27 protein-coding genes are annotated in these 26313 nt (G+C 64.8%); 18 read left to right on the top strand and 9 right to left on the bottom strand.

All coding sequences use genetic code 11. From position 1 onward, the window contains the following. The first annotated feature begins 210 nt into the window (after positions 1–210). On the top strand, positions 211–1278 hold the full coding sequence (locus AAF481_13665; GenBank protein ID MEM7482218.1) for an HD domain-containing protein: 1068 nt from the start codon (positions 211–213) through the stop codon (positions 1276–1278). A 47-nt stretch (positions 1279–1325) separates the two neighbouring features. Here AAF481_13665 and AAF481_13670 read toward each other — a convergent pair whose 3' ends face one another. Further along, a complete protein-coding gene (locus tag AAF481_13670; protein MEM7482219.1) occupies positions 1326–1913 on the bottom strand; it encodes a hypothetical protein in 588 nt (195 codons plus the stop codon). Positions 1914–2173: 260 nt separating this feature from the next. On the opposite strand from AAF481_13670, the gene AAF481_13675 reads away from it, so the two are divergent. Further along, on the top strand, positions 2174–2425 hold the full coding sequence (locus tag AAF481_13675) for a hypothetical protein (protein ID MEM7482220.1): 252 nt from the start codon (positions 2174–2176) through the stop codon (positions 2423–2425). Positions 2426–2769: 344 nt separating this feature from the next. Here AAF481_13675 and AAF481_13680 read toward each other — a convergent pair whose 3' ends face one another. Then, positions 2770–4158: a hypothetical protein gene (locus tag AAF481_13680; GenBank protein MEM7482221.1), complete on the bottom strand. Its 1389-nt coding sequence runs from the start codon at positions 4156–4158 to the stop codon at positions 2770–2772. Between the two features lie 218 nt (positions 4159–4376). Here AAF481_13680 and hemG point away from each other — a divergent pair, with 218 nt between their 5' ends. From hemG to AAF481_13745, 13 genes are all read left to right on the top strand, one after another. Further along, a complete protein-coding gene (hemG, locus tag AAF481_13685) occupies positions 4377–5804 on the top strand; it encodes a protoporphyrinogen oxidase (protein ID MEM7482222.1) in 1428 nt (475 codons plus the stop codon). Positions 5805–5939: 135 nt separating this feature from the next. Next, on the top strand, positions 5940–7325 hold the full coding sequence (nrfD, locus tag AAF481_13690) for an NrfD/PsrC family molybdoenzyme membrane anchor subunit (GenBank protein ID MEM7482223.1): 1386 nt from the start codon (positions 5940–5942) through the stop codon (positions 7323–7325). 5 nt (positions 7326–7330) lie between these two features. Then, on the top strand, positions 7331–7921 hold the full coding sequence (locus AAF481_13695) for a DUF3341 domain-containing protein (protein MEM7482224.1): 591 nt from the start codon (positions 7331–7333) through the stop codon (positions 7919–7921). 49 nt (positions 7922–7970) lie between these two features. Beyond that, positions 7971–9182 (top strand): hypothetical protein, encoded by a 1212-nt coding sequence (locus tag AAF481_13700; protein ID MEM7482225.1) that lies wholly within the window; start codon positions 7971–7973, stop codon positions 9180–9182. A gap of 98 nt (positions 9183–9280) precedes the next feature. Next, complete coding sequence (locus AAF481_13705; protein MEM7482226.1) at positions 9281–9985, top strand: carboxypeptidase regulatory-like domain-containing protein; 705 nt, start codon at positions 9281–9283, stop codon at positions 9983–9985. Positions 9986–10060: 75 nt separating this feature from the next. Beyond that, entirely contained in the window at positions 10061–11842 is a 1782-nt protein-coding gene (locus tag AAF481_13710; GenBank protein MEM7482227.1) for a cbb3-type cytochrome c oxidase subunit I, read from the top strand. 9 nt (positions 11843–11851) lie between these two features. Next, entirely contained in the window at positions 11852–12448 is a 597-nt protein-coding gene (locus tag AAF481_13715) for a cytochrome c oxidase subunit 3 (protein MEM7482228.1), read from the top strand. Between the two features lie 11 nt (positions 12449–12459). Beyond that, the gene (locus tag AAF481_13720; protein MEM7482229.1) at positions 12460–12756 is read left to right on the top strand and encodes a cytochrome C oxidase subunit IV family protein; all 297 of its coding nucleotides are present in this window, start codon (positions 12460–12462) and stop codon (positions 12754–12756) included. Positions 12757–12777: 21 nt separating this feature from the next. Further along, the gene (locus AAF481_13725; protein ID MEM7482230.1) at positions 12778–12984 is read left to right on the top strand and encodes a hypothetical protein; all 207 of its coding nucleotides are present in this window, start codon (positions 12778–12780) and stop codon (positions 12982–12984) included. Next, the gene (locus AAF481_13730) at positions 12981–13253 is read left to right on the top strand and encodes a hypothetical protein (protein ID MEM7482231.1); all 273 of its coding nucleotides are present in this window, start codon (positions 12981–12983) and stop codon (positions 13251–13253) included. The genes AAF481_13725 and AAF481_13730 overlap by 4 nt, the downstream gene beginning before the upstream one ends. 15 nt (positions 13254–13268) lie before the next feature. After that, entirely contained in the window at positions 13269–14081 is an 813-nt protein-coding gene (locus AAF481_13735) for a hypothetical protein (GenBank protein MEM7482232.1), read from the top strand. A 280-nt stretch (positions 14082–14361) separates the two neighbouring features. Beyond that, the gene (locus AAF481_13740) at positions 14362–15033 is read left to right on the top strand and encodes a hypothetical protein (protein MEM7482233.1); all 672 of its coding nucleotides are present in this window, start codon (positions 14362–14364) and stop codon (positions 15031–15033) included. Further along, on the top strand, positions 15030–16229 hold the full coding sequence (locus tag AAF481_13745) for a hypothetical protein (GenBank protein MEM7482234.1): 1200 nt from the start codon (positions 15030–15032) through the stop codon (positions 16227–16229). Before AAF481_13740 ends, AAF481_13745 begins: the two co-directional genes overlap by 4 nt. A gap of 82 nt (positions 16230–16311) precedes the next feature. Here AAF481_13745 and AAF481_13750 read toward each other — a convergent pair whose 3' ends face one another. Next, positions 16312–17610, bottom strand: coding sequence for a carboxypeptidase regulatory-like domain-containing protein (locus AAF481_13750; protein MEM7482235.1), 1299 nt, complete (start codon positions 17608–17610; stop codon positions 16312–16314). A gap of 226 nt (positions 17611–17836) precedes the next feature. On the opposite strand from AAF481_13750, the gene AAF481_13755 reads away from it, so the two are divergent. Then, positions 17837–18442 carry a BON domain-containing protein gene (locus AAF481_13755; protein ID MEM7482236.1) on the top strand — a complete coding sequence of 202 codons (606 nt, stop codon included), beginning with the start codon at positions 17837–17839 and terminating at the stop codon, positions 18440–18442. 38 nt (positions 18443–18480) lie between these two features. Here AAF481_13755 and AAF481_13760 read toward each other — a convergent pair whose 3' ends face one another. Continuing rightward, positions 18481–19119 carry an outer membrane beta-barrel protein gene (locus tag AAF481_13760; GenBank protein ID MEM7482237.1) on the bottom strand — a complete coding sequence of 213 codons (639 nt, stop codon included), beginning with the start codon at positions 19117–19119 and terminating at the stop codon, positions 18481–18483. A gap of 226 nt (positions 19120–19345) precedes the next feature. Between AAF481_13760 and AAF481_13765 the strand changes: the two genes are divergently transcribed. After that, positions 19346–20569: an adenosine deaminase family protein gene (locus AAF481_13765; GenBank protein ID MEM7482238.1), complete on the top strand. Its 1224-nt coding sequence runs from the start codon at positions 19346–19348 to the stop codon at positions 20567–20569. Further along, complete coding sequence (locus AAF481_13770) at positions 20566–20781, top strand: hypothetical protein (GenBank protein ID MEM7482239.1); 216 nt, start codon at positions 20566–20568, stop codon at positions 20779–20781. Before AAF481_13765 ends, AAF481_13770 begins: the two co-directional genes overlap by 4 nt. 13 nt (positions 20782–20794) lie before the next feature. Here the strand turns inward: AAF481_13770 and AAF481_13775 are convergent, their stop codons facing one another. From AAF481_13775 to AAF481_13795, 5 genes are all read right to left on the bottom strand, one after another. After that, positions 20795–21448 (bottom strand): SUMF1/EgtB/PvdO family nonheme iron enzyme, encoded by a 654-nt coding sequence (locus AAF481_13775; GenBank protein MEM7482240.1) that lies wholly within the window; start codon positions 21446–21448, stop codon positions 20795–20797. Continuing rightward, positions 21438–22544 carry a glycosyltransferase family 4 protein gene (locus AAF481_13780; protein MEM7482241.1) on the bottom strand — a complete coding sequence of 369 codons (1107 nt, stop codon included), beginning with the start codon at positions 22542–22544 and terminating at the stop codon, positions 21438–21440. The genes AAF481_13775 and AAF481_13780 overlap by 11 nt, the downstream gene beginning before the upstream one ends. Further along, complete coding sequence (gene wecB, locus AAF481_13785) at positions 22541–23719, bottom strand: UDP-N-acetylglucosamine 2-epimerase (non-hydrolyzing) (GenBank protein MEM7482242.1); 1179 nt, start codon at positions 23717–23719, stop codon at positions 22541–22543. Before wecB ends, AAF481_13780 begins: the two co-directional genes overlap by 4 nt. Beyond that, on the bottom strand, positions 23709–24854 hold the full coding sequence (locus AAF481_13790; protein MEM7482243.1) for a glycosyltransferase family 4 protein: 1146 nt from the start codon (positions 24852–24854) through the stop codon (positions 23709–23711). The genes wecB and AAF481_13790 overlap by 11 nt, the downstream gene beginning before the upstream one ends. A 61-nt stretch (positions 24855–24915) precedes the next feature. After that, the gene (locus tag AAF481_13795) at positions 24916–25923 is read right to left on the bottom strand and encodes an NAD-dependent epimerase/dehydratase family protein (GenBank protein MEM7482244.1); all 1008 of its coding nucleotides are present in this window, start codon (positions 25921–25923) and stop codon (positions 24916–24918) included. Between the last annotated feature and the right edge of the window lie 390 nt (positions 25924–26313).

Below are 26313 nucleotides of genomic sequence, written 5' to 3' on the forward strand. Positions count from 1 at the left end.
AAAGAAGTAGCGCTTCAAGGGGTGAACGGAATGAAGTCATAGAGGCACCTCGTGGGAGTACACGCGGAACTACGCGAAGCATCGAAGGAACGTCGGAGGTTACCGATCCGCGGGCACGGCAACGCCGTCTAATCAGGTACGGCGGCCACCGCGCCCCGGTTGCCAAAGATACCAGTCGTCGCTCGGATACACTCACCCCGGAGGAAGACCATGGGTCAATTTCGCAAAAACGAACCGATCATCGATTGGCAATCCGGGGACGGAGTCCAGGGGTTTGCCCTGGTCACTCGCAAAGAAGTGCGCGAGGACCGCAACGGCAAGACCTTCATCGACCTCGAGATCGCTGACGAAACGGCATCCATGGCCGGCAAGATCTGGAGCGACAGCGCCGCCCTGACCGCCGAATTCGAGGCCCACGACTTCGTCGCCTTTCGAGGTCTGGTCAAGGAGTATCGGGATCAGCTCCAACTGACCGTTGACGAGTGCCGGAAGGCCACCGAGGAAGACCGGCGCTTCGGCTTCGACGAAGGACGGCTCATCCCTTCGACCCGCCACGACATCGACGAGATGTATGGTCGGTTGCAGGCACTCATGTCGAGCCTGGACGACTCTGCTCTCAAGGCGCTCGCCGCCTGGTCGCTAGACCGATGGGGCGAACGCCTACGGGTGCATCCAGCCGCCAAGGCCATGCACCACGCCTATCGCGGCGGTCTGCTCGAACACGTCGTTTCGATGGCCGAACTAGCCGACGCCGTGGCGGCGCACTACGGAACACTGAACCCCGGCAGCCTCAACCGAGACCTGCTGCTCGCCGGGGTGCTGTTCCACGACCTCGGCAAGCTCGATGAGCTCGGCGCCATGCCCGCCAACGACTACACCATGAAAGGCCGCTTGATCGGCCACGTGGTAATGGGCCGCGACATGGTGCGTGAAGCCTGCCGGGCGATTCCCGATGTCCCCGCCGACCTCCAATTGCAGCTCGAACATCTGGTGCTCTCCCACCAGGGGCGCAAGGAGTACTCCTCGCCGGTGGAACCATCAACGCCTGAGGCCATCGTTCTCCACTTCATCGACGATCTGGACTCAAAGCTCAATTTCTTCCTCCGCCATCGCACCGACGAAAGCGGCATGGTGTGGCACCGCGGCCTCGGACGCCATGTTGTGGTCTCTCCCAACCCACCCGACCCAGCGCAAGAGGCCGCAACCGAAGACGCCAGCGCCGAAGACGCTGCCGAGCCCTCGCCGACGGCAGAGGCCACCTCGACCCTTTTCGACTGATCGCCAATCCCTTACCCAGGGAGCCTCCCGGAGGGAGCCACCCGAATTCAGCGCGGCGACGCTGTAGCCATCGCTCGGCGCATCGCTTGTTCCAGACGGCCCACCCCGTGGCCGTCGGCGACCTCGAAGGTGATCACGCCGCCGCTGCCGATCACCTGAATTCGGGTGGCACCTTCGCTGGGCTGGACGGCCTGAATTCGGGTGGCACCTTCGATTCGGGTGGCACCTTCGCCGGGCTGGACGGCCTGAATTCGGGTGGCACCTTCGATTCGAGTGGCGCCTTCGCCGGGAGTTCGGGTGGCACCTTCGCCGCCGGCCTGAATTCGGGTGGCACCTTCGCTGCTGGGGAGGCGGCGGACGGTGCTGTCCGGCCCCCAGCGCAAGAACTGCTCGCGATCTCCTCGAAAGAGCAACAGCCGCCGCTCGGTCACCACCACCGCATGGCTTCCGTCCAAGGATCGAGTGAGGTCGTAGAAGGCGAGAACCTCTTCGCCTTTCTCTAGTCTCCCGTCCGCCTCCAACTTCTCCCACGCATAGGCGTCGAGATCCGGCGCAAGGTCCACTCCCGGCGTCGGGGTCTCGACCAGCCAACTCAGGATCAGTAGGCCGACGACGATCACAACGGCCGACGCCAACAGACAACCGCCGAGGCGAAGAGCGGGGCGACGGGGAGTCTCGGAGGGCATGTCGGTGAGCGGTCGTCAGCAGCAGCGAAGTCCAAGGCTACCGCAGAGCGAATCGGCCGGCCGCCTACCCCCCTGCACTCCCATCGGGACCGGTGGATCACGGCGATGCCCCTCGAGCCATGCAGACCCACCCGTAGACACTTGTATGTACTTACGTTATATTCCGCGAATCTTTTACGCATAACGTTGAACAACATTGGAGATTTGCTATGAATCGCCGAAGTATGTGGATATGGGTGTGCTTGATCGCGGCAGCGTTGCTCGTTGCCGCACCGTTGACGGCGGCCCCCGCGGAGCGGGGAGCCGGCGCTGCGTTTGACCAGGCCGGACCGGAAGGGCACGGCTGGTTCAGCCGCATTCTCGATTGGGCGGTGGAGCAGATGGACGGCGCGTCGAAGGCCGATCCGCCGGCACCGCCCGCCGAGGACGACACCGGCGCGACCATGGATCCTGACGGTTAGCCTGGATTTCTCGCCGACGACCGTAGCGAGAGGCCGTAGGTCACTGAAAATGCAACGCAACCTCGGGTTCTGCGACGAAGGCGTACTGTCAGTACATCGAGGAGAGGTTCTGCGGATAACACAGCAGACTCAGTGACCTACGGCCTCGCAGTAGGTTGTCGGTGAGAAAGGCAGGCCAGGAAACCAGCGCCCCTCGAGCAGGCCCAAGGGCCGGTCGCAGCGAGAAGGCGACCGGCCGTTCTTTCTTTTTCAGAGGAGATCGTCTGGCACCGCGGAGAGTTTGGGTAGTTGACGCAGACGTCCGCGCTAGCCGGCATCCCTAAACGGCGACCCCAAGCGAGAGGCTAGAGCGGCTGAAACGCTGCTACACCGAGACCCTGCCGCAAGCGCTCGATCAAGGTGAGCGCCGCCTCTTGCCGAAGACTGACCGCGCGCAGCGTGGCGAGGATGCCAATCAAGTCGCGGGTGACATCGAGTTGCTGAAAGATGGGAATCATCTGCCGAGCGGTCTCATGTAGCCGTACCGTGTCGCCTGTGCTGGCAAAGACCTGAGCCAGATCGAGGGAGACCACCGCCGTTTCGAACGGTAGGTCGTGATCCAGAAAGCGCTGCCGAACGGCTTCCAAAGACCGCACTCCCGCCTCCGGACCCTTCGTTTCGAGGTCGATCCGCGCCTTGAGCCAATCGAGTCGTAGGCCGAGCATGCGGCCGGCGAAACGGCGATAGAGAGGTTCCACTGCGTCTACCAAATGAGCGGCTTCGCCATAGGCCCCACGGTCGATCATCAGATGGAGCAGGTTCTGGATACCGCTCATCACGAGGGACAGATCGGCATCCGGCCCGATGCGCTGCAAACCGCTCCAAACGGCCTGGAGTCCTTGTTCGACTTCGCCGGCCTTGGCGAGGATGGATGCTTCCTTGATGAGCACCTTCGCCATCGCATCGTCGCTACCGTGGCGCTGGTAGATCACCGCCGCTTGACGCAGCAGGGTCAGGGCTTCTTTCATGCGACGCTGGTAGTCCCGAAGCGAGGCCAACAGGGAAAGGTACTCCGCCTTGAGGAGCGGATCGCACTGAGGCAGTTCGTCTAGGTAGCGGCCGGCCTTGGCAAAGGCCGCGTCGGAACCGGCGAGGTCGTTGCTGATGCGCCGTGCGTTACCCAGTTCGGACCACACTCGAACCCGCAGTTCGGCGAACTGTGCCGCCTCGCCGTCGGCAAGGGCATCATCGGCAATGGCCATCGCCATCTCGGCACACCGCAGGGTGACTTTGGGATCCTCTTGACGAGCCGCGATACTCCGCTCGATCAGTTGCTCGCAGAGGCTGCGCCGCTGCCGCACGGACTTCGCATCCAGGTGCTCAAGCGGATTGGAGAGTTTGCCCTCGGCCAGCGCCTCGGCGAGAGCGGCGGTGCCCCTGGCCTCCTGCCGTACATCCTCGACCCACGACGCCACATCGACGGAGAGCCGTTCGAGCACCGCTTCGATACGTTCCGCGTCGGCTCGCTCAGCCTTGCGGGAACGAGCTCTGTGCCAGGCAGACTCATCCACCAGATCCGCCGGTAGAGCCGTGCCCCGAGCGGTTTCCCAGCCGACTTCGCGAGCGATCCGTTCGGCACAGCTCGGGCAACCCGCCAACAGGTGACGAATGGCGCGGGACCGCTCCGCCTTGGAAGCACTGCCCCGGATCAACCGATCCAGCTCCACGATGGGATGCTCCCGCATTGAATTCATGCACACATCTCCCGAACTATATGACCGAACCTTCACACAGTCATTCATACGACAAAGGAAAGTCGAAGTTCTATCAAGAAGTGCTCACATGGTATCGATACCTTCTGCCGGGAGCAAGGACGCTACCTTCCCCTCTGCTATGCTGCCGGCCATTCAAACCCTTGAACCTTCGGGCCTGATCCGGTTCTATTCCGGGCAACTCTTCGTCCTCACCCGCCATGGATGTCGTTATTGTCGGAGGCGGAATCTGCGGCCTCGCGACCGCTCACTTCCTCTCCCGCAGCCTTTCCGTTCAGGACTCTCGCCTTCCAAGCGTTTGCCTCGTCGAAGGGTCGCCGCGCTTTGGCGGCAAGGTGCTTTCGGAACGCTTTGACGGGTTCCTTGTCGAAGGCGGCCCGGACTCGTTCTTGCGCCAGAAGTCCGATGCCCTCGAACTGGTAGATGAGCTTGGCCTGGCGGACCAACTTGTGCCGAGCAACGACCACAAGAGGCGCGTGTTCCTAGTTCGCCAGGGCCGGCTGGTGCCGCTGCCGGAAGGACTCCAGATGATGGTGCCGACCCGCTGGAAACCGTTTTTCCAGTCGCCCTTGTTGTCCGTTGCCGGACGCCTGCGGGTCGCCCTGGAACCGTGGATTCCGGCCCGCCGGGCAACGACCGATGAGAGCCTGGCGAGCTTTGTCCGCCGGCGCTTCGGCCGTGAAGCCCTCGCTACTTTGGCGGAGCCGCAGTTGGCGGCGATCTACCTCGGCGACTCGGAGCGCCTGAGCCTGGAGGCCACCTTCCCGAGTTTTGCGCAGCTCGAACGCAGCCACGGCAGCTTGGTCCGCGGCCTCCGGCGCCGCCCGGGGGCACCACCGAGGCTTGCAGGCATCCACCTCTCCACACCAGGCTCACCGCCGCCGGAGCCGATGTTTTGGTCTCTGCGCGAGGGCGTCGGCAGTCTCACCGAGGCACTCGAACGCAGGCTGCAGCAGGCGGGAGTGACCCTCTCGACGGGTCAGCCGGTGACCGCAATCGAGCGCCTCCGCGCCGGCTGGCGGGTGCATCGTGACGGAGCGCCTTCCCTCGACGCCGACGCGGTGGTGCTGGCGGTTCCGGCCGCCGTCGCCGCTCGTCTGGCGGCCTCCGGGAACCCGGCCCTAGCTGAGGGCCTCGGAGAGCTGCGCGCGGTGTCCGCGGCGGTGGTTTCCCTCGGCTATCGCGAGCTGGACCTGCCGCGCCCGCTCGATGGATTCGGCTTCTTCGTGCCGGCCCAGGAAGGCCGGCGGATCGTCGCTTCGACCTGGACCTCCACAAAGTTCGATCATCGGGCGCCGGCCGGCCATGTCTTGCTGCGGATGTTCGTTGGCGGACTCCGTGGCGAGCAGTGGGCCGAGCTGCCAGAGGGCGACCTGCTGGCTCTCGCGAGAGCCGAACTAGGGGATCTCCTCGGCCTCACCGCCGAGCCGGTGATGGCGCGAATCCATCGCTGGCCGCAGGGTTACCCGCAGTACGAAGTCGGCCACCGACAGCGGGTGACGGAACTCACCCGGCGCGCCGAGCCGGGCCTCTATCTCGCCGGCAGCGCCTTCCACGGAGTGGGCCTTTCGGACTGCGTCGCGAGCGCCGCGGCAACCGCCAAAGCGATACGCCACAGCCCCCGCTGAGGGTTCGGCGGCGCTCGTCGCGGCGCTGCCTCGACGGACTGCGCCTTGACGCCGCGGGATGCCGATGTAAAACTGTCCTATCGAAAATTTACAATGGTAAAGACATCCGAGACTAGATCTCGGATAAGAATCGGAATGGCCGTCGCCGACATCGAACCGATCACTGCTCGTATTGATCCGATCGAGCAGCGGCCTCCTTTGGTTCTTGGCGACGCGACGTTTCGCGGCATCACCGAAACGGTCAGCCGGCCGATCGAGTGGAAGCCACCGGTCGGCTGGTACGTCGTTCTCGCCATCTCCCTCTCCCTCCTTTCGCTTCTCGGGGTCAGCATCGCCTGGCTGTTCTGGGAGGGCATTGGCATCTGGGGCAATAACGTGCCGGTGGGCTGGGGCTTCCCGATCGTCAACTTCGTCTTCTGGGTCGGCATCGGTCACGCCGGCACCCTGATCTCAGCGGTCCTGTTCCTCTTCCGCCAGCGTTGGCGGACCTCGATCAACCGCACCGCAGAGGCGATGACCATCTTTGCGGTGATGTGCGCCCTGATCTTCCCGGGCATCCACATCGGCCGCCCGTGGCTCGCCTACTGGATGCTGCCGATCCCCAACCAGATGGCGATGTGGCCGCAATTCCGCAGCCCGCTGATGTGGGATGTGTTCGCGGTGTCGATTTACGGCACCGTGTCGGTGCTGTTCTGGTACCTCGGCCTGGTGCCCGATCTGGCGACGGTGCGCGATCGCGCCAAGACCAGAATCCGCCGCCTGCTCTACGGCTTCTTCGCCCTCGGCTGGCGCGGCTCGCACCGCCAGTGGCTGCACTACGAGCGGGCCTATCTGCTCCTTGCCGGCCTGGCAACGCCGCTGGTGCTGTCGGTGCACTCGGTGGTGTCCTTCGACTTCGCCACCTCGCAGCTCCCGGGCTGGCACACCACCATCTTCCCGCCCTACTTCGTGGCCGGCGCGATCTTCTCCGGCGTCGCCATGGTGGTGACGCTGATGGTGTTCTGCCGCGTCGTCTTCAAGCTCAAGGGATTGGTGACGCTACTTCACTTCGACCGCATGGCGAAGTTGATGCTGCTGACCGGCAGCATCGTCGGTTTCGCCTACGGCATCGAGTTCTTCATCGCCTGGTACAGCGGCAATCCCTACGAACAGTTCGCCTTCATCAACCGCGCCTTCGGTCCCTATGCCTGGGCCTACTGGATCATGGTGAGTTGCAACGTGATCTCGCCGCAGCTCTTCTGGTTCCGCAAGGCACGCACCAACATCGTGCTGCTCTTGATCGTGTCGATCTTCATCAACATCGGCATGTGGTTCGAGCGCTTTGTGATCGTGGTGACTTCGCTACACCGCGACTTCCTGCCGTCGAGCTGGGGGTACTACGTTCCGACCCTGTGGGACACCCTCACCTTCCTCGGCAGCTTTGGCCTGTTCTTCACCATGTTCACCCTGTTCGTCCGCTTCCTGCCGATGGTCGCCATCTCGGAAGTCAAGGGCGTTCTGCCGGAAGCGAAGCCACACTGAATCCCATGACCGCTCCCCTCACCGCCCAGACCGTCGCCGACGACACCCCGGTTGCTTTCGGCGGTGCCTACGGTGTGCTGGCCGAGTTCGACGACCCGGGGACCCTCTACCACGCCTGCGAGGGCGTGCGGGACGCCGGCTTTTCCGCCTGGGACGCCCACACCCCCTTCCCGGTGCACGGCCTCGAAAAGGCGATGGGCTTGAAGGCCTCGCCGGTGGGCTGGTTCGTGCTGATCATGGGCCTCGGCGGAGCCGCCGTGGGAATGCACATGCAGTGGCTGGTTTCGACCTCCCTCTACCCGCTGGTGATCAGCGGCAAACCGCTCTTTTCCTGGCCCGCCTTCGTGCCGATCATGTTCGAGTGCGGGGTGCTCGGGGGCGCCGCCGGCGCCATTTTGGGCTTCCTTTCGATGTCGAAACTGCCGCGCCACCACCACCCACTGTTCACTTCGGAGCGCTTCGAACGGGTGGGGGACGACCGCTTCTTCATCTCCATCGAGGCCGACGACGCGAAATTCCAGGGCGACGAAACGATCCAGATGCTGCGGGATCTCGGTGCCCAGCACGTCGAGTGGATCGACGGGGACGGCCGATGATGGCTCCGGCGATGATGCCCGCTCGGTCGACGACTCCTGAGGAGACGCCATGTCTGAAGCCATGACGAGCGACTCCCTGAACCCAGCTGAAGTCGACCTTCCGGAATCTTGGGTCAAGCGCTTGCCGGTGGTCGGCTTCGCCCTGGCGATCATCGGCGGCGTGCTGACGGCGGTACTCGCCCACGGCCACGGCCACGACTTCTACTTCTCGTATCTGGTGGCCTACCTTTACTTCCTGAGCATCGCCCTGGGTGGGCTCTTTTTCGTCCTGGTGCAGCACGCGACCCGCGCCGGCTGGAGCACCGTGGTGCGGCGTTTGGCGGAAGACCTGATGGGCACGCTGCCGCTCTTCGCCTTGCTGTTCATCCCGATCTTCTTGGGCGCCCACGATCTCTACCACTGGACCCACGCCGACGTGGTGGCGGCGGACCCCATCCTCCAGGGCAAGACCGGCTACCTGAACGAGGGGTTTTTCACCGTGCGGGCGGTGATCTATCTGGCGACCTGGACGGCGCTCGCAATCTATTTCCGCCGCCGGTCGATCGCCCAGGACTCGAGCGGCGACGTATCCATCACTCGCCGCCTGCAGACCCTGAGCGCGCCGGCCCTGGTGGCCTACGCCTTGACCCAGTCTTTTGCCGCCTTCGACTGGCTGATGTCGCTGGATCCGCACTGGTACTCCACCATCTTCCCGGTCTACTTCTTCGCCGGCTGCGTGGTGGCGATTCTCGCGGTGTTGGTGGTGCTCACCATGGGCCTGCAGCGCTCCGGCGCCCTCACCGAAGTGGTCACCACCGAGCATTTCCACGACATCGGCAAGCTGCTCTTCGGGTTCGTGGTGTTTTGGGCCTATATCGGCTTTTCCCAGTACATGCTCATCTGGTACGGCAACATCCCGGAGGAGACCCTCTGGTTCGCCCATCGGCTGGAGCATGGCTGGCGGCCTTGGACGGTACTGCTGGTCGTCGGCCACTTCGTGATCCCGTTCCTGTACCTCGTTTCGCGACACACCAAGCGCCGCCGCTCGCCCCTTCTGATCGGCGCCCTGTGGCTGCTGGTGATGCACTTCGTTGACCTATACTGGCTGGTGATGCCCGTAGCTCATCCACATGCCACGGGGCTCGGCCTCCTGGACATTGCGGCGTGGCTGGCGGTGGGAGGCCTGTTCCTGGGCACCCTCGGCCTGCTCTTGCGGCGGCGGGCTCTGGTGCCGGTGCGTGATCCTCGACTGGCCGAATCGCTAGCCTTCGAAAACATGTAGTCGGCACTCATGACATCGGGGCCCGGACCTTGCACCCTCTCACCGGTGCTTGGAAATCCCAGGCCATGAGCGAACTTACGCGATCCCTAGGAGGACCTATGCTGCAACGACTTTTCATCGCCACCATCGTCTTGAGCCTACTCGCCGTCGCCCCGGCCGCTTTCGCCGGTTCGGTGACGGGCACCATCGTCTATGACGACCGAGTACCGAACCTGAAGCCCCTGAGGATGGATGCGGACCCGGCCTGCGCCGCCAAGCACGACAGCCCGGTGTATCCGGAGATCCTGGTGTTGGGCGACAACAATGCCTTGGCCAACGTTTTCGTGCAGGTCAAGAATCCACCGCCCGGAGACTACAAACCGCCATCCACGCCGGTGGTGATCGACCAGGTCGGCTGCCTCTACGAGCCCCACGTGGTGGGCGTGATGGCCGGCCAGACCCTGCAGTTCAAGAACTCCGATGGCATTCTCCACAACGTCCACGGCCTGCCGAAGGAAAACCGCGAGTTCAACATCGGCATGCCGGCGAGCGTGACCTCGAAGGACCAGGTACTCAACAAGCCGGAGCCGGTGTTCCCGGTGAAGTGCGACGTCCACCCGTGGATGCAGTCCTACGCGGCGGTGATGAGCCACCCTTTCTTCGCCGTATCCGGCAAGGACGGCAAGTTCACCATCGAGGATCTGCCGGCCGGCACCTATGAGATTTCGGCCTGGCACGAGAGGCTCGGTACCCAGAGTTCGAAGGTCACCGTCGGGGACGGCGCCGCCTCCGCCGACTTCACCTTCAAAGTTCCGAAGAAATAGTGCTCCGTGGCCGGCCCCGGCTGAGCACCCGGCGGCCGGCTTTCGGTTGATTGCAGATGGAAGGGGGCGGTACCCATGGCTGACCACTCACACGAGCACCACCCGGAGCTCGGTTTTTGGCGTAAATACGTATTCTCCGTCGACCACAAGGTCATCGGAATCCAGTACGCCATCACCGGCCTGCTGTTCCTGCTCATGGGCTTCTGCCTGATGATGCTGATGCGCTGGCAGCTCGCCTATCCGGGCGAAGCGCTCCCCATCCTCGGCTCACTCTTCGGAGAGGACAAGATGCCCGGCGGCATCATGCTGCCGGAGTTCTACAACCAATTGGGCGCCATGCACGGCACCATCATGGTGTTCTTGGGGGTCGTGCCGCTGGCCGTCGGCGGCTTTGGCAACTACGTGGTACCGCTCCAAATCGGCGCGCCGGACATGGCCTTCCCGCGCCTCAACATGATGAGCTACTGGGTGTACCTGATGGGCGGCCTGGTAATGGTCGCCAGCTTCTTCGTCCCCGGCGGCGCCGCCCAGTCCGGCTGGACCTCATACCCGCCGCTGGCGAACATCGCCTCGTCCGGTCAGACATTCTGGCTTTTGGGCATGGTGCTCCTGATCACCTCGTCGCTCTTCGGCGCGGTCAACTTCATCACCACCATCATCCAGCTCCGCGCCGATGGCCTGACCTTCTTCAAGCTGCCCTTCTTCGTGTGGGCGCAGTTCGTGACGGCCTTCCTCCTGCTGTTGGCCTTCCCGCCGCTCGAGGCGGCCGGCTTCATGCAGTTGATGGACCGCCTGATGGACACCAGCTTCTTCATGCCCTCCGGTTTGGTGGTGTCCGGCGAAGTGCTCCAGAACTCCGGCGGCGGCAGCCCGCTTCTGTGGCAGCACCTGTTCTGGTTCCTCGCCCACCCGGAAGTCTACGTGCTGATCCTGCCGGCCCTGGGCATCGTCGCCGAAGTGATCGCCAACAACACCCGGAAGCCCCTGTGGGGCTACAAGTCGCTGGTCTACTCGGTGATCTTCTTGGGCTTCATGTCCTTCATCGTGTGGGCGCACCACATGTTCATCACCGGCATGGGCAGCTTCATGAACGCCTTCTTCCAGACCACCACGATGATCATCTCGATTCCATCGGTGATCATCTTGACGGCGTTGATCTTTTCCCTGTGGGGCGGCTCGATTCGGTTCAACACACCGATGCTCTTCGCTGTCGCCTTCCTACCGATGTTCGGTATCGGAGGACTGACCGGGCTTCCCCTCGGGCTATCGGCCTCGGACATCCACCTGCACGACACCTACTACGTGATCGCCCACTTCCACTACGTGGTGGCGCCGGGCACCATCTTCGGCCTGTTCGCGGGCATCTACTACTGGTATCCCAAAGCCACCGGCCGAATGATGAACGAGACCCTGGGCAAGATTCACTTCTGGGGCAGCCTGATCTGCATGAACGGCATCTTCCTGCCGATGTTCGTTCAGGGCATGGCCGGTATGCAGCGGCGCCTCTATGACGGCGGCTCGATCTACGCCCACGCCCAGGAAACACTCGATCTCCACCTGATGATCGGGGTCTCCGCCTGGCTGATGGCGATCTTCCAGATTCCCTTCATCATCAACTTCTTCCTGAGCCTCAAGAAGGGAAAGGCGGTGTCGGAGAATCCGTGGCACGCCACCACTCTGGAGTGGGCGGCACCTTCACCACCGCCGCACGGCAACTTCGCCACCGAGCCGGTGGTCTACGGCAACCCCTATGAATACAGCGTGCCGGGAGCCGACAAGGACTACTCGCCGCAGTTCGAGCCCACTCAGACCACACCTCCGCCGGGCGAAGCCGAAGCCCAGCCGGCGGGCGGATAGGAGCCCACGATGTCCGAAGCGATTCCCTATACCGTCGACGCCCGGCCGGACACCGGCTTGAACAACGTCAAGATCGGCATCTGGCTGTTTCTGGCCTCCGAGGTGATGCTCTTCGGTGCCCTGTTCGCCGCCTACATTCTGCTGCGGGTGGGGGCCGATGAATGGCCCGTGGGTTCCGAGATCCTCAACGTACCGCTGGCCACCTTGAACACCGTGGTGCTGATTTCTTCCAGCGTCACCATGGTGATGGCCTGGGCCTCGCTGATCCGCAAGGACTTCGGCAAATACCGCCTGTACATGGGGCTGACGATCCTCTGCGCCCTGGGCTTCCTGGTGATCAAGTACATCGAGTACTCGTCGAAGATCCACCACGGTTACCTCCCCGAAACGAACACCTTCCTGGCCATCTACTTCACGCTCACCGGCCTGCACGGCCTGCACGTAGTGGGCGGCGCGGCGATGAACGCCTACCTGTGGGGCCCTGGCGCCAAGATGTGGAAGACCGCCCCGCAGCAGTTCATCAACCGGGTCGAGGCGTCGGGCCTGTTCTGGCACTTCGTGGACCTCGTGTGGATCTTCCTGTTCCCGGTTCTCTACCTGCTGTAGGAGGCGACGCAATGGCGACCGAACACGATATCGACAAGCAGGTTCGCACCTACATCCTGGTGTTTGTCAGCCTGATGGTCCTGACGGTGATCACGGTGGGCATCTCTTACCTGGATCTGCCCACCGGTCCGGCGATCGCCCTGGCGCTGGTGGTCGCTCTGACCAAGGGCTCGCTGGTGGCCTGCTTCTTCATGCACCTAATCTCCGAACGCAAGCTGATCTACGCCGTCATGGCCTTGACGGTGTTGTTCTTCATCTTCGTTCTGATCGTGCCCTACTTCACGGACATGGATCGCATCACTCTGTAAGACACTGCTGGAAACGAATCCTTGAACCTCAAAGCCTTCCACGTCGTCTTCGTCATTCTCGCCACCGCCTTGTCGGCGGTGATCGGACTGTGGAGCGTGGGCGCCTACCGGGCCGGCTCCGGCACCATCTACCTGGTGCTCGCCCTCGGCAGCCTGCTGACGGTGGTGGCTTTGGGCGCCTACGGCGCGTGGTTTCTCAAGAAGACCAAGGACGTGGACTATCTATGAGCACAAATAGGAAGGCGCGTGCCGCGACGACGACGGTGTTGGTGATAGCCGCCCTTTTCCTGTGGCCCGGGGACCTGCTGGCCTGTCCGGTGTGCTACGGCGAGGCGGAAGAGCCCGTCATCGACGGAGCGCGCTGGTCGATCATTTTCCTCGGAGGTTTGCTCTACGCCATGATCGGCGGCGGGCTGACCCTGTTCCTGCTGCTGCGCCGCCGGGCTCAGCGTCTTCAGGAACCCCAGCGAGGCCTTCGACTGGTCGAGTCGAGGTAAGGAGGAGTTCGAACGATGGAAACTCTACTCGGTCTGCCGGAGGTGGCATCCGCCCACGGAGCCGCCCTCGACCAGGTCACCCTCATCGTCCACTGGCTGATGGCCGCGCTGTTCGTCGGCTGGGGCATCTTCTTCGTGTACTTGCTGGTGCGCTTCCGCCGCGGCAAGAACCCCAAGGCGAGCTACACCGGCATCCAGACCAAGAGCGGCAAGTGGCTGGAGATCACCGTGGCGGTGATCGAAGCGTTGTTGCTGGTGGGCTTTTCCATTCCCCTGTGGTCCGACCGGGTGGACGACTTCCCGGCCGAGGACGAGGCGATCGTGGCGCGGGTGATCGGCGAGCAGTTCGCCTGGAACGTCCACTATCCAGGTCCGGACGGCGTCTACGGACGCACCGACGTCGAACTGGTCGACACGGCCACCAATCCCATCGGCCTCGATTCGGACGACCCCAATAGCGCCGACGACGTGACCACCATCAACCAGCTCTACCTGCCGGTGGACAAACCGGCGATCATCACCTTGTCGTCGAAGGATGTGATCCACAGCTTCATGCTCAACGAGATGCGGGTGAAGCAGGACGCCGTACCGGGCATCGCCATTCCGCTGTGGTTCGAGCCCACCATGACCACCGCCGAATTCCGCCAGCGCGAGGGCAAAGACGACGTCAACTTCGAGATCGCCTGCGCCCAGCTCTGCGGCCTCGGCCACTACCGCATGCGCGGCTTCCTCACCATCCTGCCGCAGGACGAATACGACACCTGGATGGACGAGCAGGTCGCCCTCAAGGCCGAGGAAGCCGAAGGCGGCGACGACTTCTGGAACTGATCGGTTAGCCCAGCGAAGCCCTTTTCGGCCCGAGGACGAACCGGCAAGTCGCCGGCGATCCCTCGGGCCGAAGTGCGTTTGGCTCTAAAGCCCCTCGACGAAGCATCCAACTTGCGTATATCAGTTTTGATGATATTTCAAAATAAAGTTGAGCTGGATACGGGCCTCAAGCCGCTCACAAGGAGAACTCTTGCATCGCACTTCCAAGATCGCTGCCGCTCTCGTGTTCCTATGGCTCAGTACCAGCCCGTTGGCGAGCCAGCAGCCAGCGGCGGATCCGATGCCGGATATCTACAATCCCGGCTCTGGCGAGTATCCAGGCTGGGTTTCGGCGGCTCACCTGGAGTCCGCGGCGGATCACGCTCTAGAGAACTCACTTCTTCGGTCGGGTGATCGCGAGATGCTCACATCCACCCTAGAGTCTGCAAAGTCCGGAGAGTGTCACCCCGCCGTTGAAATCGGACGAGGGAGCACGAGTTACCTCGATCTCCCGACTTCCATACAGAAGTCGGACTACGTCTTCATCGGCACGGTCACCGGCTCTAGTCCGGGATTCTCCTTTGGAAATCCCATGACCCTCTATCGCCTCGAAACAGAGGAAGTGCTGCGGGGCCCTCTTTCCGTCGGCAGAGTACATTTTGTTCGCTCGCGACAAGCAGACTTCAGGTTCAAGGGTGACCGAGTCTGTCGTGAGACCTCAGCGCTGGAAGGACCATTTGCGCTCAGTGATCGACTCCTCCTTATCCAGAATTTCCTGAAAGTGAATCCCGACGACATCGTGACCCCGCGAGAGCCGCTGGGACGACTGGAAGAGGGTCAGGTTGTCCTACTCGACTCTTCGGAGGGAGTTCACCTTCCGAAGAAATTCCAGATCGCTCACCCCGAATGGGAAGGCCGCGACAGTGAGAGCTTCCTTGGCTGGCTTCGAAATCTCACCGAGGACCGTCCTTGACTCGACATTCGCGTCTTCGATCTCTGGTTCTTCTCGGGGCTTCCCTCGCGATCTCGGTGCCGGTTGGAAGCCAAGCCCAATGCAACACAGCACCCGTCAACGGCAGCTACAGTACGGCTCGAACTGCATCCATCGGGTTCAGCAATTCCTATCCCGCAAAGATCAAAAACGGGATCCGAGCTGGACTGGCGGCCTGGAACGACTGCAACGGTCATGACAACGGATTCATAGCAAACGACTGGCCCTACTTCAGCGAGGGTCCTGGCGGATCTGAAGATCGGATCACTATCAAGTATCTAGAGGGGAAAAGGCCTGCCTGCGGAGCATTCAATGGTAGTACCTACGAGATCTCCATATGGGATTCCTACACCTCTGGTGGCGTCACCGTAAATTGCACCCATAGTGCCGATGCGATCAACGACACGATCGCTCACGAGTTGGGTCACTATCTAGGGCTAGGACACAACGATGGCTGCGACACCGCGATCATGGGCGGTATCCGCGTTAGCCCCAGCGGCAACCTCCTGACCGACCACGAAATCACCTCCGCCGAGAAGGCGAAAGCCGATGCCATCAATACCAATGACCAAGAAGAGTTCGAGGAAGACTGCGGCGGCGACCAGGGTTGCGGCAACCAAGGTGGAGGCTCACCGATCATCCTCGACCTCGATGGCCGTGGATTTCGTCTCACCGGACTGGCGGACCCCGTGGCCTTCGACATCGACGGGGACCAGGCCTTGGAGTCTATAGGCTGGACCGAGCGAGGCTCCGGCGATGGGTTCCTATTCCGGAACCGGACGAGAACTCGAGGCTTTGAAAACGGCATCGAACTCTTCGGTGATGCCAGCCGCACTCTCCTCACGGGGGCAAGAACGGCTCACGGATACGAAGCCCTAGCCGAGTTCGATCTCGCCGACCTCGGCGGCAACGAGAATGGATGGATCGATTCCGGCGACGCCTTCTTCAAGAATCTCGGCGTTTGGATCGACCACAATCACGACGCCATCAGCCAGCCCGGAGAGCTCTTCACCCTGCGCGACCTAGCCATTGCGCGACTCGGATTCCAGTTTGTGACAAGTCGAAGAACGGACGAGCACGGCAATGAGTTTCGCTATTGGGGTCGGGCCTGGGAGAGTCCGGGAAGCGATAGAAAGTCCTTCTGGACAACGGACGTGTTCTTCATCTTGGAAGACTGAGTAGATCGTAGGCTGCAGGAGCAACCTCTCGGCCCCGGCGCGCCTTTCCAGCTCGCGCCGAGGCCGTGGAGTTCCTGCTTCCCTAGAAGCAGGAGCACCCCGTGCACTTGGTGCCGATGGGCCTGTTCGGGTTGTTCGGGTGGTAGTAGGTCACGGTGCTGTCGTGGCAGGTCTTGCAGCCGCCGTTCTTGGCGCAGGCGGCGCCGTTGGTCTTGCAGGCCGTACCGCCGAGACTGCACTGAGCGGACCCGCGCGGCACCTGCTTGGTCTCGCACGCCTTGTCCTCCTTCGGATCGTTGTCTTCGTCGCAAGCGTAGGCGACCCGGACGCTGCCGACCTGGAGCTCGCCGCTCACGCTCGCCAAGCGATAGCCGCCGAACCCACCGGGCCGGAAAGCGACATAGCCTTCGGAAACAGAGCCGCGCCCGATGTAGGTCGAGTCCGGATCGGCGTCGAAGGTCACCGCCAGACCGACTTCACCGCCGAGGATACGGCCGTCCGCCAGGGAGATGTCGACGTAGCTCGGGGCGTCGGGATCGTCATCGAACACCAGACCCCCAATCTGTGGGGAGGTTGCCGTCCCGCTGTCGTCGATGACCTCGAAGCGAACCACACCGCCTTCCATCGCCTTCAGGGTGCCGGTGGTGTGGCCGGACTGCGACTGGATGGCGATGCCGCCCGCCACCTGACAGGTACTCCCGCCCGGCGCGACGTCCGCCGCGAAGGTCGTCTCGGCGTTGAGGAGCACTTGTCCGAAGGAAGAATGCACCAGGGCCAGGTCCGCATGATCGACCCGGCCGTTGTCGTCCAGATCCGCGTCGCGGCGGCCGGCATCGGCCTTTGCCCCCATCTCGCTGCGCACGAAGACAAGGTCTTCGAGGTCCACCACCCCGTTCTCCATCGGGTCCGGATTGGCTTCCCCCCGGCGCAGCAGCCGGGCGGCGGGAACGCCTATCACAGGGCTGTCGCGCCGCTCGTCGAAGACGAAGTTGAGAACGGTGGCAGTCCCCCCGGCGACATCCACGCCGTAGGCTCCGGACGCCCCGCTTTCGCTCTCCGTCGCGGACACCAGGTAACTCCCTTCCTTGAGGCCGGAGACCGAATAGGCTCCGTCACCGTCGGTTACGGCCTTGGCCACCACATCGCCTTCGCCGTCCTGTACTTCAACCAGCAGCGCCGCGACCGGCGCGCCCCAGGGCAGTTCGGAAGAGTTGGCGCCGCCGTAGGCGAAGCCGGTAATGGTTCCGGGCGACTCCGGTTCCGGTAGCTCCTCGACCGGCGAGGCGACCTCCGGTAGAGCGAGGGCCGGGCCGGCGATCAGGGTGAGAAAGACGACAAGGACGACGAGGGGAACTGAGGAAGGGTAAGGGATTCGTTTCATGGTTTCTCCTTGACGCGCTCCGATCACCGCGCGGAGCACAAAGGTCACTCACCGGTCGCCCGCGAGAGCCGGATCGGCCGGTGACGGAACTCGAGGTTCGGGCCGCCTCACGCGCGGCGGCACCGTACCTTCAAAAAGCGCGATCGGCCCGCGATCTCGATAAACGCCGGGTGTAGACTTTTTCCTACCCGGTGACCTCTCCGGCCAACCGACCTAGGAGTCCAGCATGAAACGATTCTCAGAAACCTCACGGCGATGCGCGACCCGCTTCGCCCTGCTGGTGACGGCCCTCGCGGCCTTCTTCCTCAGCGCCTGCCTCCGGCCGGCGCCGGCTCCTTCGACCCCGGCCGATCAAGCGGTCGAGAACGCTCGTCTCGAAGCCGAGGTACGCGCCGCTCTGCTGGACAAGCTCGGCAGCGACGCGATGACCATCGAGCCCTCAGTGACCGGCAACCGGGTGGTGCTCGACGGCACCGTGGTGGAGCGTTCGAGCCAGGAGCTGGCGGAAGAGGTGGCCACCGCGGTGCGCGGCATTCGCAAGGTGCGCAACCGCCTGCGGATTCAGGACGATGGCGCCGGCGTGATGAGCGAAGCGGTCAGCACCGCCGAGGACGAGGTGCGCGACGCGGTGGTCGAAGCGCGCTTGAAGAGCCGGATCCTCGGCGAGATCGGCCGTTTCGGCTTGGAGATCGAAGTGGAGGTGGCGGACGGCGTCGCCAGCCTGCGCGGCTGGCTGCCGGATGCGGAACGCAAGGGCTACGCCATGGAGGCGGCCCGCGCCACGCCGGGGGTCGACAAGGTGATCGACCTGCTGCGGGTGGGTCTGGAGTAAGAAACGCGGGGGCCGAGAAGGCCCCCGTTTGGCCCCAGCTAGAAGGTGAAAACCAGACCGACGATGCCCTCGCCCTGGTAGAGGTACTCGCCGTCGTCGTACTCGTAGCAGAAGCGGCGATCACAGAACACCTCATCCTCTTCGTCCACCACGGTGGTGAACAGGCGCCCTTCGAAGCGCAGTCCCACATGGTCACTGAAAGCGATCTTGGCGCCGCCGCCGAAGCTGGCCGAGAAATAGGTCTCGTCGCTGCCACCGTTGTCCGGACTGAGCTGGGTGACACCGGCGCTCACCACCACGAAGGGTTGCACCTGGCCCGGCGTCCACTGATAACGGCCACCGACGTGGTAGTAGTCCACATCGAGATCGAACAGTCGCGCGTCAGGCTCGAAGATACCGCCTTCGAGGCGCAGTTCGGTTTGCTGCCGGCTGGCGAGGAGTTCGACGGCAACGGCCGGGTTGACGGCAAAGTCCACCATCACGCCGTAGCTCGCTCCTTCGTCCACTTCGACGTCGCGGCCGATGCCGAAGAAATCGTTGTCGAAGCGGTCGAACTCACCACCAAAGCGATAGCCGGCGAAAGGAGTGATTTCAAAGGACTGCGCCAGCGCGGTCGGCGCCGCAAGAACGGCGAGAAGCAAGGAAAGCCCCAGGCTCCACTGTGCTGAACGGTTCATCAGTACTCTCCGATGTCATTGGTCAGATGGGCAAAGAACGCTGGTGCTTCGCCCGGGAATGCTCCCGTGAGAGCACCCCCCTTCCTTCTACGGATCTTAAGGCTATTTGATTTCACGCAAACGGGAGTTTGCCCGCGATCACCGAATTCCCGAAGTGCCTGGTAAGCTCCCTGCCCAATCGTGGCCCCGAGAGGATTCACTAGCGGGCCGACACCGGAGACCCTTCATGGCCGAACTCGAGTTTTCTCGCGCTTTCCTGGAAGCGCTTCCAAAGTCCGATCTGCACCTGCATCTCGACGGTTCCCTGCGCCTGCCGACCCTCATCGAGCTGGCCCGGGAGCGCAACGTCACCCTGCCCTCGGATACCCCGGAGGGCCTGCTCGAGCTGGTGTTCAAGGAGAACTACCGCGACCTGCCGGACTATTTACACGGCTTCGCCTACACCTGTGCGGTGATGACCGATCCGGAGGCAATGGAGCGCATCGCTTTCGAGCTGGCCGAAGACTGCATGGCCGAAGGCGTGCGCTACATCGAAGTGCGCTTCGCTCCGCAGCTCCATGTGCGACCGGGCTTCGATGTCGGGCAGGTGCTCGAAGCCGTCTTCAAAGGGCTGGAACGGGCGCGGCGGCGAGACGATGAATCCCGGGAGCCGGGGCAGATTCCATTCAATTTCGGCATCATCGCCTCGGCCATGCGGATGTTCACCGGCGGCTTCGCCCCCTACTTCCGCAACCTGCTGGAAGCCCTGGACCAATGGCCGATGGAAGAGGTTCACGGGGTCGCATCGCTGTCCCTGGCGCGCTCGGTGGCCGAAGCGCGGGACCGCCTGGGCGTGCCGGTGGTGGCCTTCGACCTGGCCGGCGCCGAGGCGGGGAATCCGGCCTCGGACCACGTACGGGCCTACGAGTTCGCCAGCCGCCACTTCCTGAAGAAGACCGTCCACGCCGGCGAGGCCTACGGGCCGGAGAGCATCTACCAGGCGATCACCCAGCTCAATGCCGACCGCATCGGCCACGGCACCCACCTCTACTCCACCCACCAGGTGGAAGCGGACGATCCGGAGCGCTACGTGCACCGCCTCGCCGAGTACATCGCCGACCGGCGGATTACCCTGGAGGTGTGCATCACCTCCAACCTGCAGACCATGCCGGAGCTGCGCCGGGTGGAAGACCATCCCTTCGGTCGCATGCTCAAAGAGAAGCTCTCCGTCGCGCTGTGCACGGACAACCGCCTGGTGTCACGCACCACCGTGACGGACGAGATCGATCAGGCCTGCCGCGCCTTCGCCATGACCCCCGAGGAACTACGCGACGTGGTGATCCACGGCTTCAAGCGCAGCTTCTACCCCGGTACCTACCGCGAAAAGCGCAAGTACGTGCGCCAGGTGATCGATCGCTACGACGAGATCGCCGCCGAGCACGGCGTGCCGACCAAGGAAGGCTCCCTGTGAGCGATGCGGAGAACCCGGCGCCGCGTTTTCCAGAGATCGAAGTCGATCTCCACGACCCACACGGTCACCCGACGGCGATGATCGCCATCGTGCGCAAGGCGCTCCAGGAAGCGGGTCACGGCGACGCGGCACGTCAGTACACCCACCGGGCGCTGGCAGCAGGTCCGGCGGAGTTGATCGCGCTGGCCCGTCAGTGGGTGACGGTTCTCTAGAGGTCGTGGGTCTCTAGCGCCGCAGGCTCTTGGCCACCCGAAAGCCAGCGTCCGGCACGGCCACCTCGGCGCCCTCTTTGCGCCGCAACGCGCACGAGATCCCCGCCCTCGGGGTGCGGAAGGAGCCTCCGCGCAGAACTCTCACCGGATCGTCCTCAGCCTCCGCCGCCACCCACTCCCAGGCTCCGCCGAGCATGCCGAAGAGGCCGAAGCCGTTGGCCTTGCGATCGTCCAGGGGGTGTAGTCGACCCTCGCTGTTGTCCGCGTCCCACTGGTGGCGCCCGGCCTCTTCCGAGTCGTCGCCGGTCTGGAAGCGCTGACCCACCAGGCCGCCGCGGCAGGCGTACTCCCACTCCGCCTCGCTCGCTAGGCGCATCGGTTTGCGCGCGATCTCGGCGTACCAGGTGCAGTATTCGGCGGCATCTTGCCAGCTCACGCCGAGGGCCGGATCGCGGTCGTCCGGCGCCCAAGGGGAGCGCTCGAACCCTGGGTCGAAGGCCTCGAACTGCTCGTTGGTGATCGGCACCTTGCTCAGGTAGAAGGGCTCGATGGAGCGTGGCTCGCCGACGGGCCGCTCCAGGTCTCCTCCAGGAACCAGCCACAGGACGGTGCGCGGGTAGCGGGTGTAGTGATCTCTCATCGCTTCGTGCAGGCGTTCAGAGGCCATCGAGAACCTGGCGGGCGCGGGCGTCCCAGGTGTGGTGGGAGAGCAGATGCTCGCGGGCTCGTCGGCCGAGCCGTCGGCGCTCTTCGGCGTCGTCGGCCAACCGCCGGACGGCGGCCTCCCAGGCATTCGGCTCGTCGGCCGGCACGAGGACGGCGTCGTCGCCATCGGTCAGGACCTCGCGCAGCACCGGCAGGTCCGACGACACAATGGCTGTGCCGGTCGCCATGTACTCGAACATCTTCATCGGCGACATGTACGCGGCGGTGTCACTGCCGCCGCTCGCCACCGCCACCCGGTGTTGATAGGGCATCAGCAGGAGGTCGAAGCGGCGATAGTGCGCGGCCAGCCGGCCGGGCGGAACGAAACCGTGGAAGGTCAGGTTCGGTCTCTCCGCCCGGCTCTGCCAGGCGGCGACGTCCTGCGGGCGCCCGCCGACGACGTGGAAGTCGGCCTGTGGCAGCCGCGTCGCCAGCTCCGCAACGATCTCGATCCCGCGCCCTGGGTACAGGTGCCCGACGTAGCCGACCTGGAGCCGGCCGCCCTCGCTCTTCTCGTGCGGCTCGGGAGGCGGATCGGCGGCGTCGTGAGCCACCAGGGTACGCTCACCGACCGGCAGGGCATCGACCTCGGCGAGCAGCCCGCGGAGGGCCGCGGAGATGACGACCAGACGGCGCAGGGAGGGCGCCGCGACGAGGCGGCGAAGACGGTCGAGGGCCCGGCCGCTCGGGACGTTGTGGGCCTCGAAGATCAGCGGCATGCCCAGCCGGGCCGCGATCCGGGCGCCGCCGGGATCACGGGCATAAACCAGGTCGACGGTGCCTCGCCGCCGGCGCAGCAGCGCCTCCTGGGCGGCCGCCCACAGCAGGCCGCCGCCGCGCCAGGCCGGTCGCGGCAGCGAAGTGAGGCGGAAGCCGGTGGCGACGCCGTAGAAGGCGAAGGGATCGTCGACCCCCGGCTCCTGGCGGGCCGCGCTCCGCTTGGTGACCAGCTCCACCTGGTGGCCGGCTCGGGACAAAGCGGCGCACATCTTCATCACATGAACGCTCGACGCGCGCCGCGACGGGACGTAGGAGAGGGACAGGTAGAGCAGTCTCACCGCGCGCTCGGAGCCTTCCAGCTCGTGCGCTCGAGGACATCGACGATGCGCTCGGCGGCGTGCCCGTCCCACAGCGGTGGAGGCTGGCGGGCATCGGCATTGCTGGCCAGCGCCTCGCTTCCGGCGCGCACGATCGCGGCCGGATCGCGGCCGACCAGCCGGTTGGTGCCCAGCTCCAGGGTCACCGGCCGCTCGGTGTTGTCGCGTAGCGTCAGGCAGGGGATGCCGAGGGCCGTCGTCTCCTCCTGGATTCCGCCGGAATCGGTGAGGACCAGTCGGGCGCCGTCGAGCAGGCCGATGAAGTCGAGGTAGCCGAGCGGCTCGACCGCGCGCAGGCCGCCTCCCGGCCCGTCCACCGATCCGTCCGTCAAGAGCCGGGCGATCTCGGCGTTCTCGGCCAGCCGCGCCCGGGTGCGCGGATGGACCGGGAACACCACCGGCAGCCGCCGGCCGATCTCACCGACGGCGCCGAGCAGGGCCGACAGCGATTCAGGGGAGTCCACGTTTCCCGGCCGGTGCAGGGTCAGGACCGCGTAGCCGCCCACCACCAGCCCGAGCCGCTCGAGCAGGCCGCCGCGCCCCTCGCGCGCCCGGTCGAGGGCGGCGAACAGGCTGTCGACCATGGTGTTGCCCACTCGGAAGATGCGCTCGGCCGGCACGCCCTCGCGCCCCAGGTTGCGGTCGCCACTCTCCTCGGTCGTGAAGAGCAGCGTCGACAGGCAGTCGGTGACCCGCCGGTTGATCTCCTCGGGCATGGTTTCGTCGAAGGAGCGTAGCCCGGCCTCGACGTGGGCGACCGGGATCCAAAGCTTGGCGGCGGTCAGAGCCGCCGCCACGGTCGAGTTGACGTCGCCGAAAACCAGCAGCAAATCCGGCCGGCGCTCCTCGAGGACCGGCTCGATCCCCCGCATTACCGCCGCCGTCTGCTCGGCGTGAGATCCCGAGCCGACGCCCAGGTGGAGGTCCGGCCGCGGCAGGCCGAGGTCGCGGAAGAAGACGTCCGACAGCGCCGCGTCGTAGTGCTGACCGGTGTGCACCAGGAACGTAGAGAAGCCGCCGCGCCGCCCGAGCGCCGACACAACCGGCGCTGCCTTGACGAAGTTCGGCCGGGCACCGACGACGGCCACCACCTCGATCGGTCGGCGGTCGGATCGAGGCGTCGGTTCAGCGGGCATGATCGGCGAGGAGCTGTTCGAAGAAGGTGGTCGAGGTCGCGGCGGCGGCATCCCAGGTCAAGGTGGCCTCCGCGCGGCGGCGGGCCGCCTGGCCGAGCCGGCGGCGCAAGGCCTCGTCCTCGAGATCGGCGAGGGCGGCGGCGAGATCGGCGGCGGAGCCGGGGGCGACGAGCAGCCCATCGCCGCCGTGCTGGACGATCTTACTCTGCTCACCGACCCGCGTCGCGACGACCGGCCGGCCGAGCGCCATGTACTCGGGGAGCTTTGACGGGAAGCCGTAGAGCGCGGTGTGGTGAGCCGGGCGCGGCACCGCCAGAATGTCGGCGGTGGCGAGAAGTGCCGGCACGTCCTCGTAGGTCGCCGGTCCCGGGGCGACCAGGCGCTCGCCGAGGGAGCGAGCGCGCCGAGCCAGGGCGGGAGCCGCGTCGAGGTCGCCGACCAGCAGGAGCTCGAGATCCGCTCCCGCCGCCAGCCTGCGCTCGACCGCCGCCACCAGGACGTCCACTCCCTGGTAGGGCCGGAAGTTGCCGGCGTACCCGATGCGCAACCGGCCGCCAGGCGGCGATCCCACGGAGGACCCTGGGGGCGGAGGGCCGGCAGCGGGCCGGAAGAGCTCGGTGTCGACCCCGCCCCACAGCACGCGCACCGGTCGTTGCCATCGCCGGGCTCGTACGGCCAACGCCTCGCAGACCACGGTGAAGGCGCCGAGCCGCGGCGCCCAGCGGCGCTCGTCCGCCCAGGCACGAGCCGCGTCCGCTACGCGGCGCGGGAGTGACCGTGTGCGCCGCTCCCACCGCTCGCGCGGCAGGTGACCGTGGAGGTCGGCGACGGTCAGCGGGCCATCGTCGACCGCCACGGCGGCCAGCCAAGGCAGTGCCTTGTGCGTGTGGCCGTGGACTACGTCGGGCTGGAGTTCGGCGATGGCCTGGCGGAAACTCGCGCTCGGATCGGCAGCCGGCCCCAGCGAGCGGTGCTCGATGCCCAGTGCGGCCTCGACTTCGGCGCGGGCATCGCGGCTCACCGCGCAGACCTCGACGCCCGGTCGTCGAGCCAAGGCGCGGGTCAGGTTGCGCGCTCGCGAAGGGGTGCCCCGCGGAGCGAGCAAGTGGGCTCCGAAGAGGGTCAGAACTCGCAAGGAAGAACCTCGGTTCGGCGATGGAAGAGGGCCGAATCCGTCAGCCGAGAGGGAGGCCGGCTCAGGAGTCGACGGCGGCCGGCTCGGCCGCGGCCCGAGCCCCGGTGCGAGCGACGTCGAACGTCTCGCCGGCCGCGCCGGCGGCCGGCGGGCCATCGACGCCGTAGGTGCGACGCATCCACTCGACCGTCCGACCCACCCCATCGCGCAGACTCACCTTGCACTCGTGACCGAGATCGCGCACCGCCTTGGTGACGTCGACCTTCTTGTCTTTGGTGGTGAACGGCTCGGCCTCCTTGTAGGTGACCCGCGAGTCGTCGGTGCCCACCGCCTCGAGGATCAGGTCCGAGAGCTGCTTGATGTCGTGGTACTCGGTGCCGGCGATGTTGTACACCTCGCCGGGGTGGAAGCGCTCGGCGATGTTGGCCAGCGTCTCGGCGGTGTCGGTGATGAACGACGACGTGCGGTGATGGTCGAGGTAGACCGTATAGGGGAGACCGTGGAGAGCGCGGTAGGTGAACAGGCAATTGACCGACCGGTAGGGACTGTAGGGCTCGCCCGGCCCATAGGTGTTGAACAGCCGCACCCGTACCGTTTCGGTGCCGAACATCTCGGCCGAGTTGACGATCTGCATCTCATTGACCCACTTGGTGATGGCGTAGTCGTTGAGCTGCTTGACCTCGACCTCGTCCATCACGCTCTCGGCCATCACGCCGTCGTAGTCGCCGTAGACCTCGGAGCTCGAGCTGAAGACCAGCCGGAATCCGATCTTCTCCTGCATGCGCAGGACGTTCTTGGTTCCGATGACGTTCGACTGCCACAGGGTGTCGTAGTAGTCCTCGCCGTTCCAGCGGCCGAACTCGGCGGCCAGGTGGTAGACGACATCGAAGCTCTCGCGCTCGAAGGCACTCTCGACCTGCCGGTAGGAGCCGACGTCGCAGCGGATGTAGCGAGAATCGTGGTGGTGTGGCAGATCGAGGATCCACGTGTCGTGGCCGCGCTCGCGCAGGATGCGGACGAGGTGGCTGCCTACCACCCCGAGTCCGCCGGTGACCAGGATCTTGCTCATGCTGCTTTGCTCCCCCTACCTCGACACGCTAGCGAGTCGAAGCCTCATTCCTCAGATCAAAACGGTATGGAGCGCGCGGCGATCCCCGTCGACAGCTCGATGTGAAGGTCTCTCCCGGTGCCGGCGCGACCTGTCTACGATCTCACGGTTCCTCGGCCAGCGCTAGCCCGACCTTCTCACAAACTTCGTCGCGAGAGGACGCAGGCGCCTGGAGCTGCAAGGAGTTGGTTCTCGAAGCGACGTAGGCGTACTCGAAGTACGTCGAGGAGCGGAGAGAGCAACGGACGCTGCAGAGGCAGGTGCATCCGCCCTCGCAGCAGAAGGCTGAGGAGAAGGTCGGGCTATCCCCCTCAGCGCCGCGGCTCGATGGCGGGTTCCGGTGCCATAATG

Source organism: Acidobacteriota bacterium, assembly GCA_039030395.1.
In the GTDB taxonomy this organism is placed as follows: Bacteria; Acidobacteriota; Thermoanaerobaculia; order Multivoradales; family JBCCEF01; genus JBCCEF01.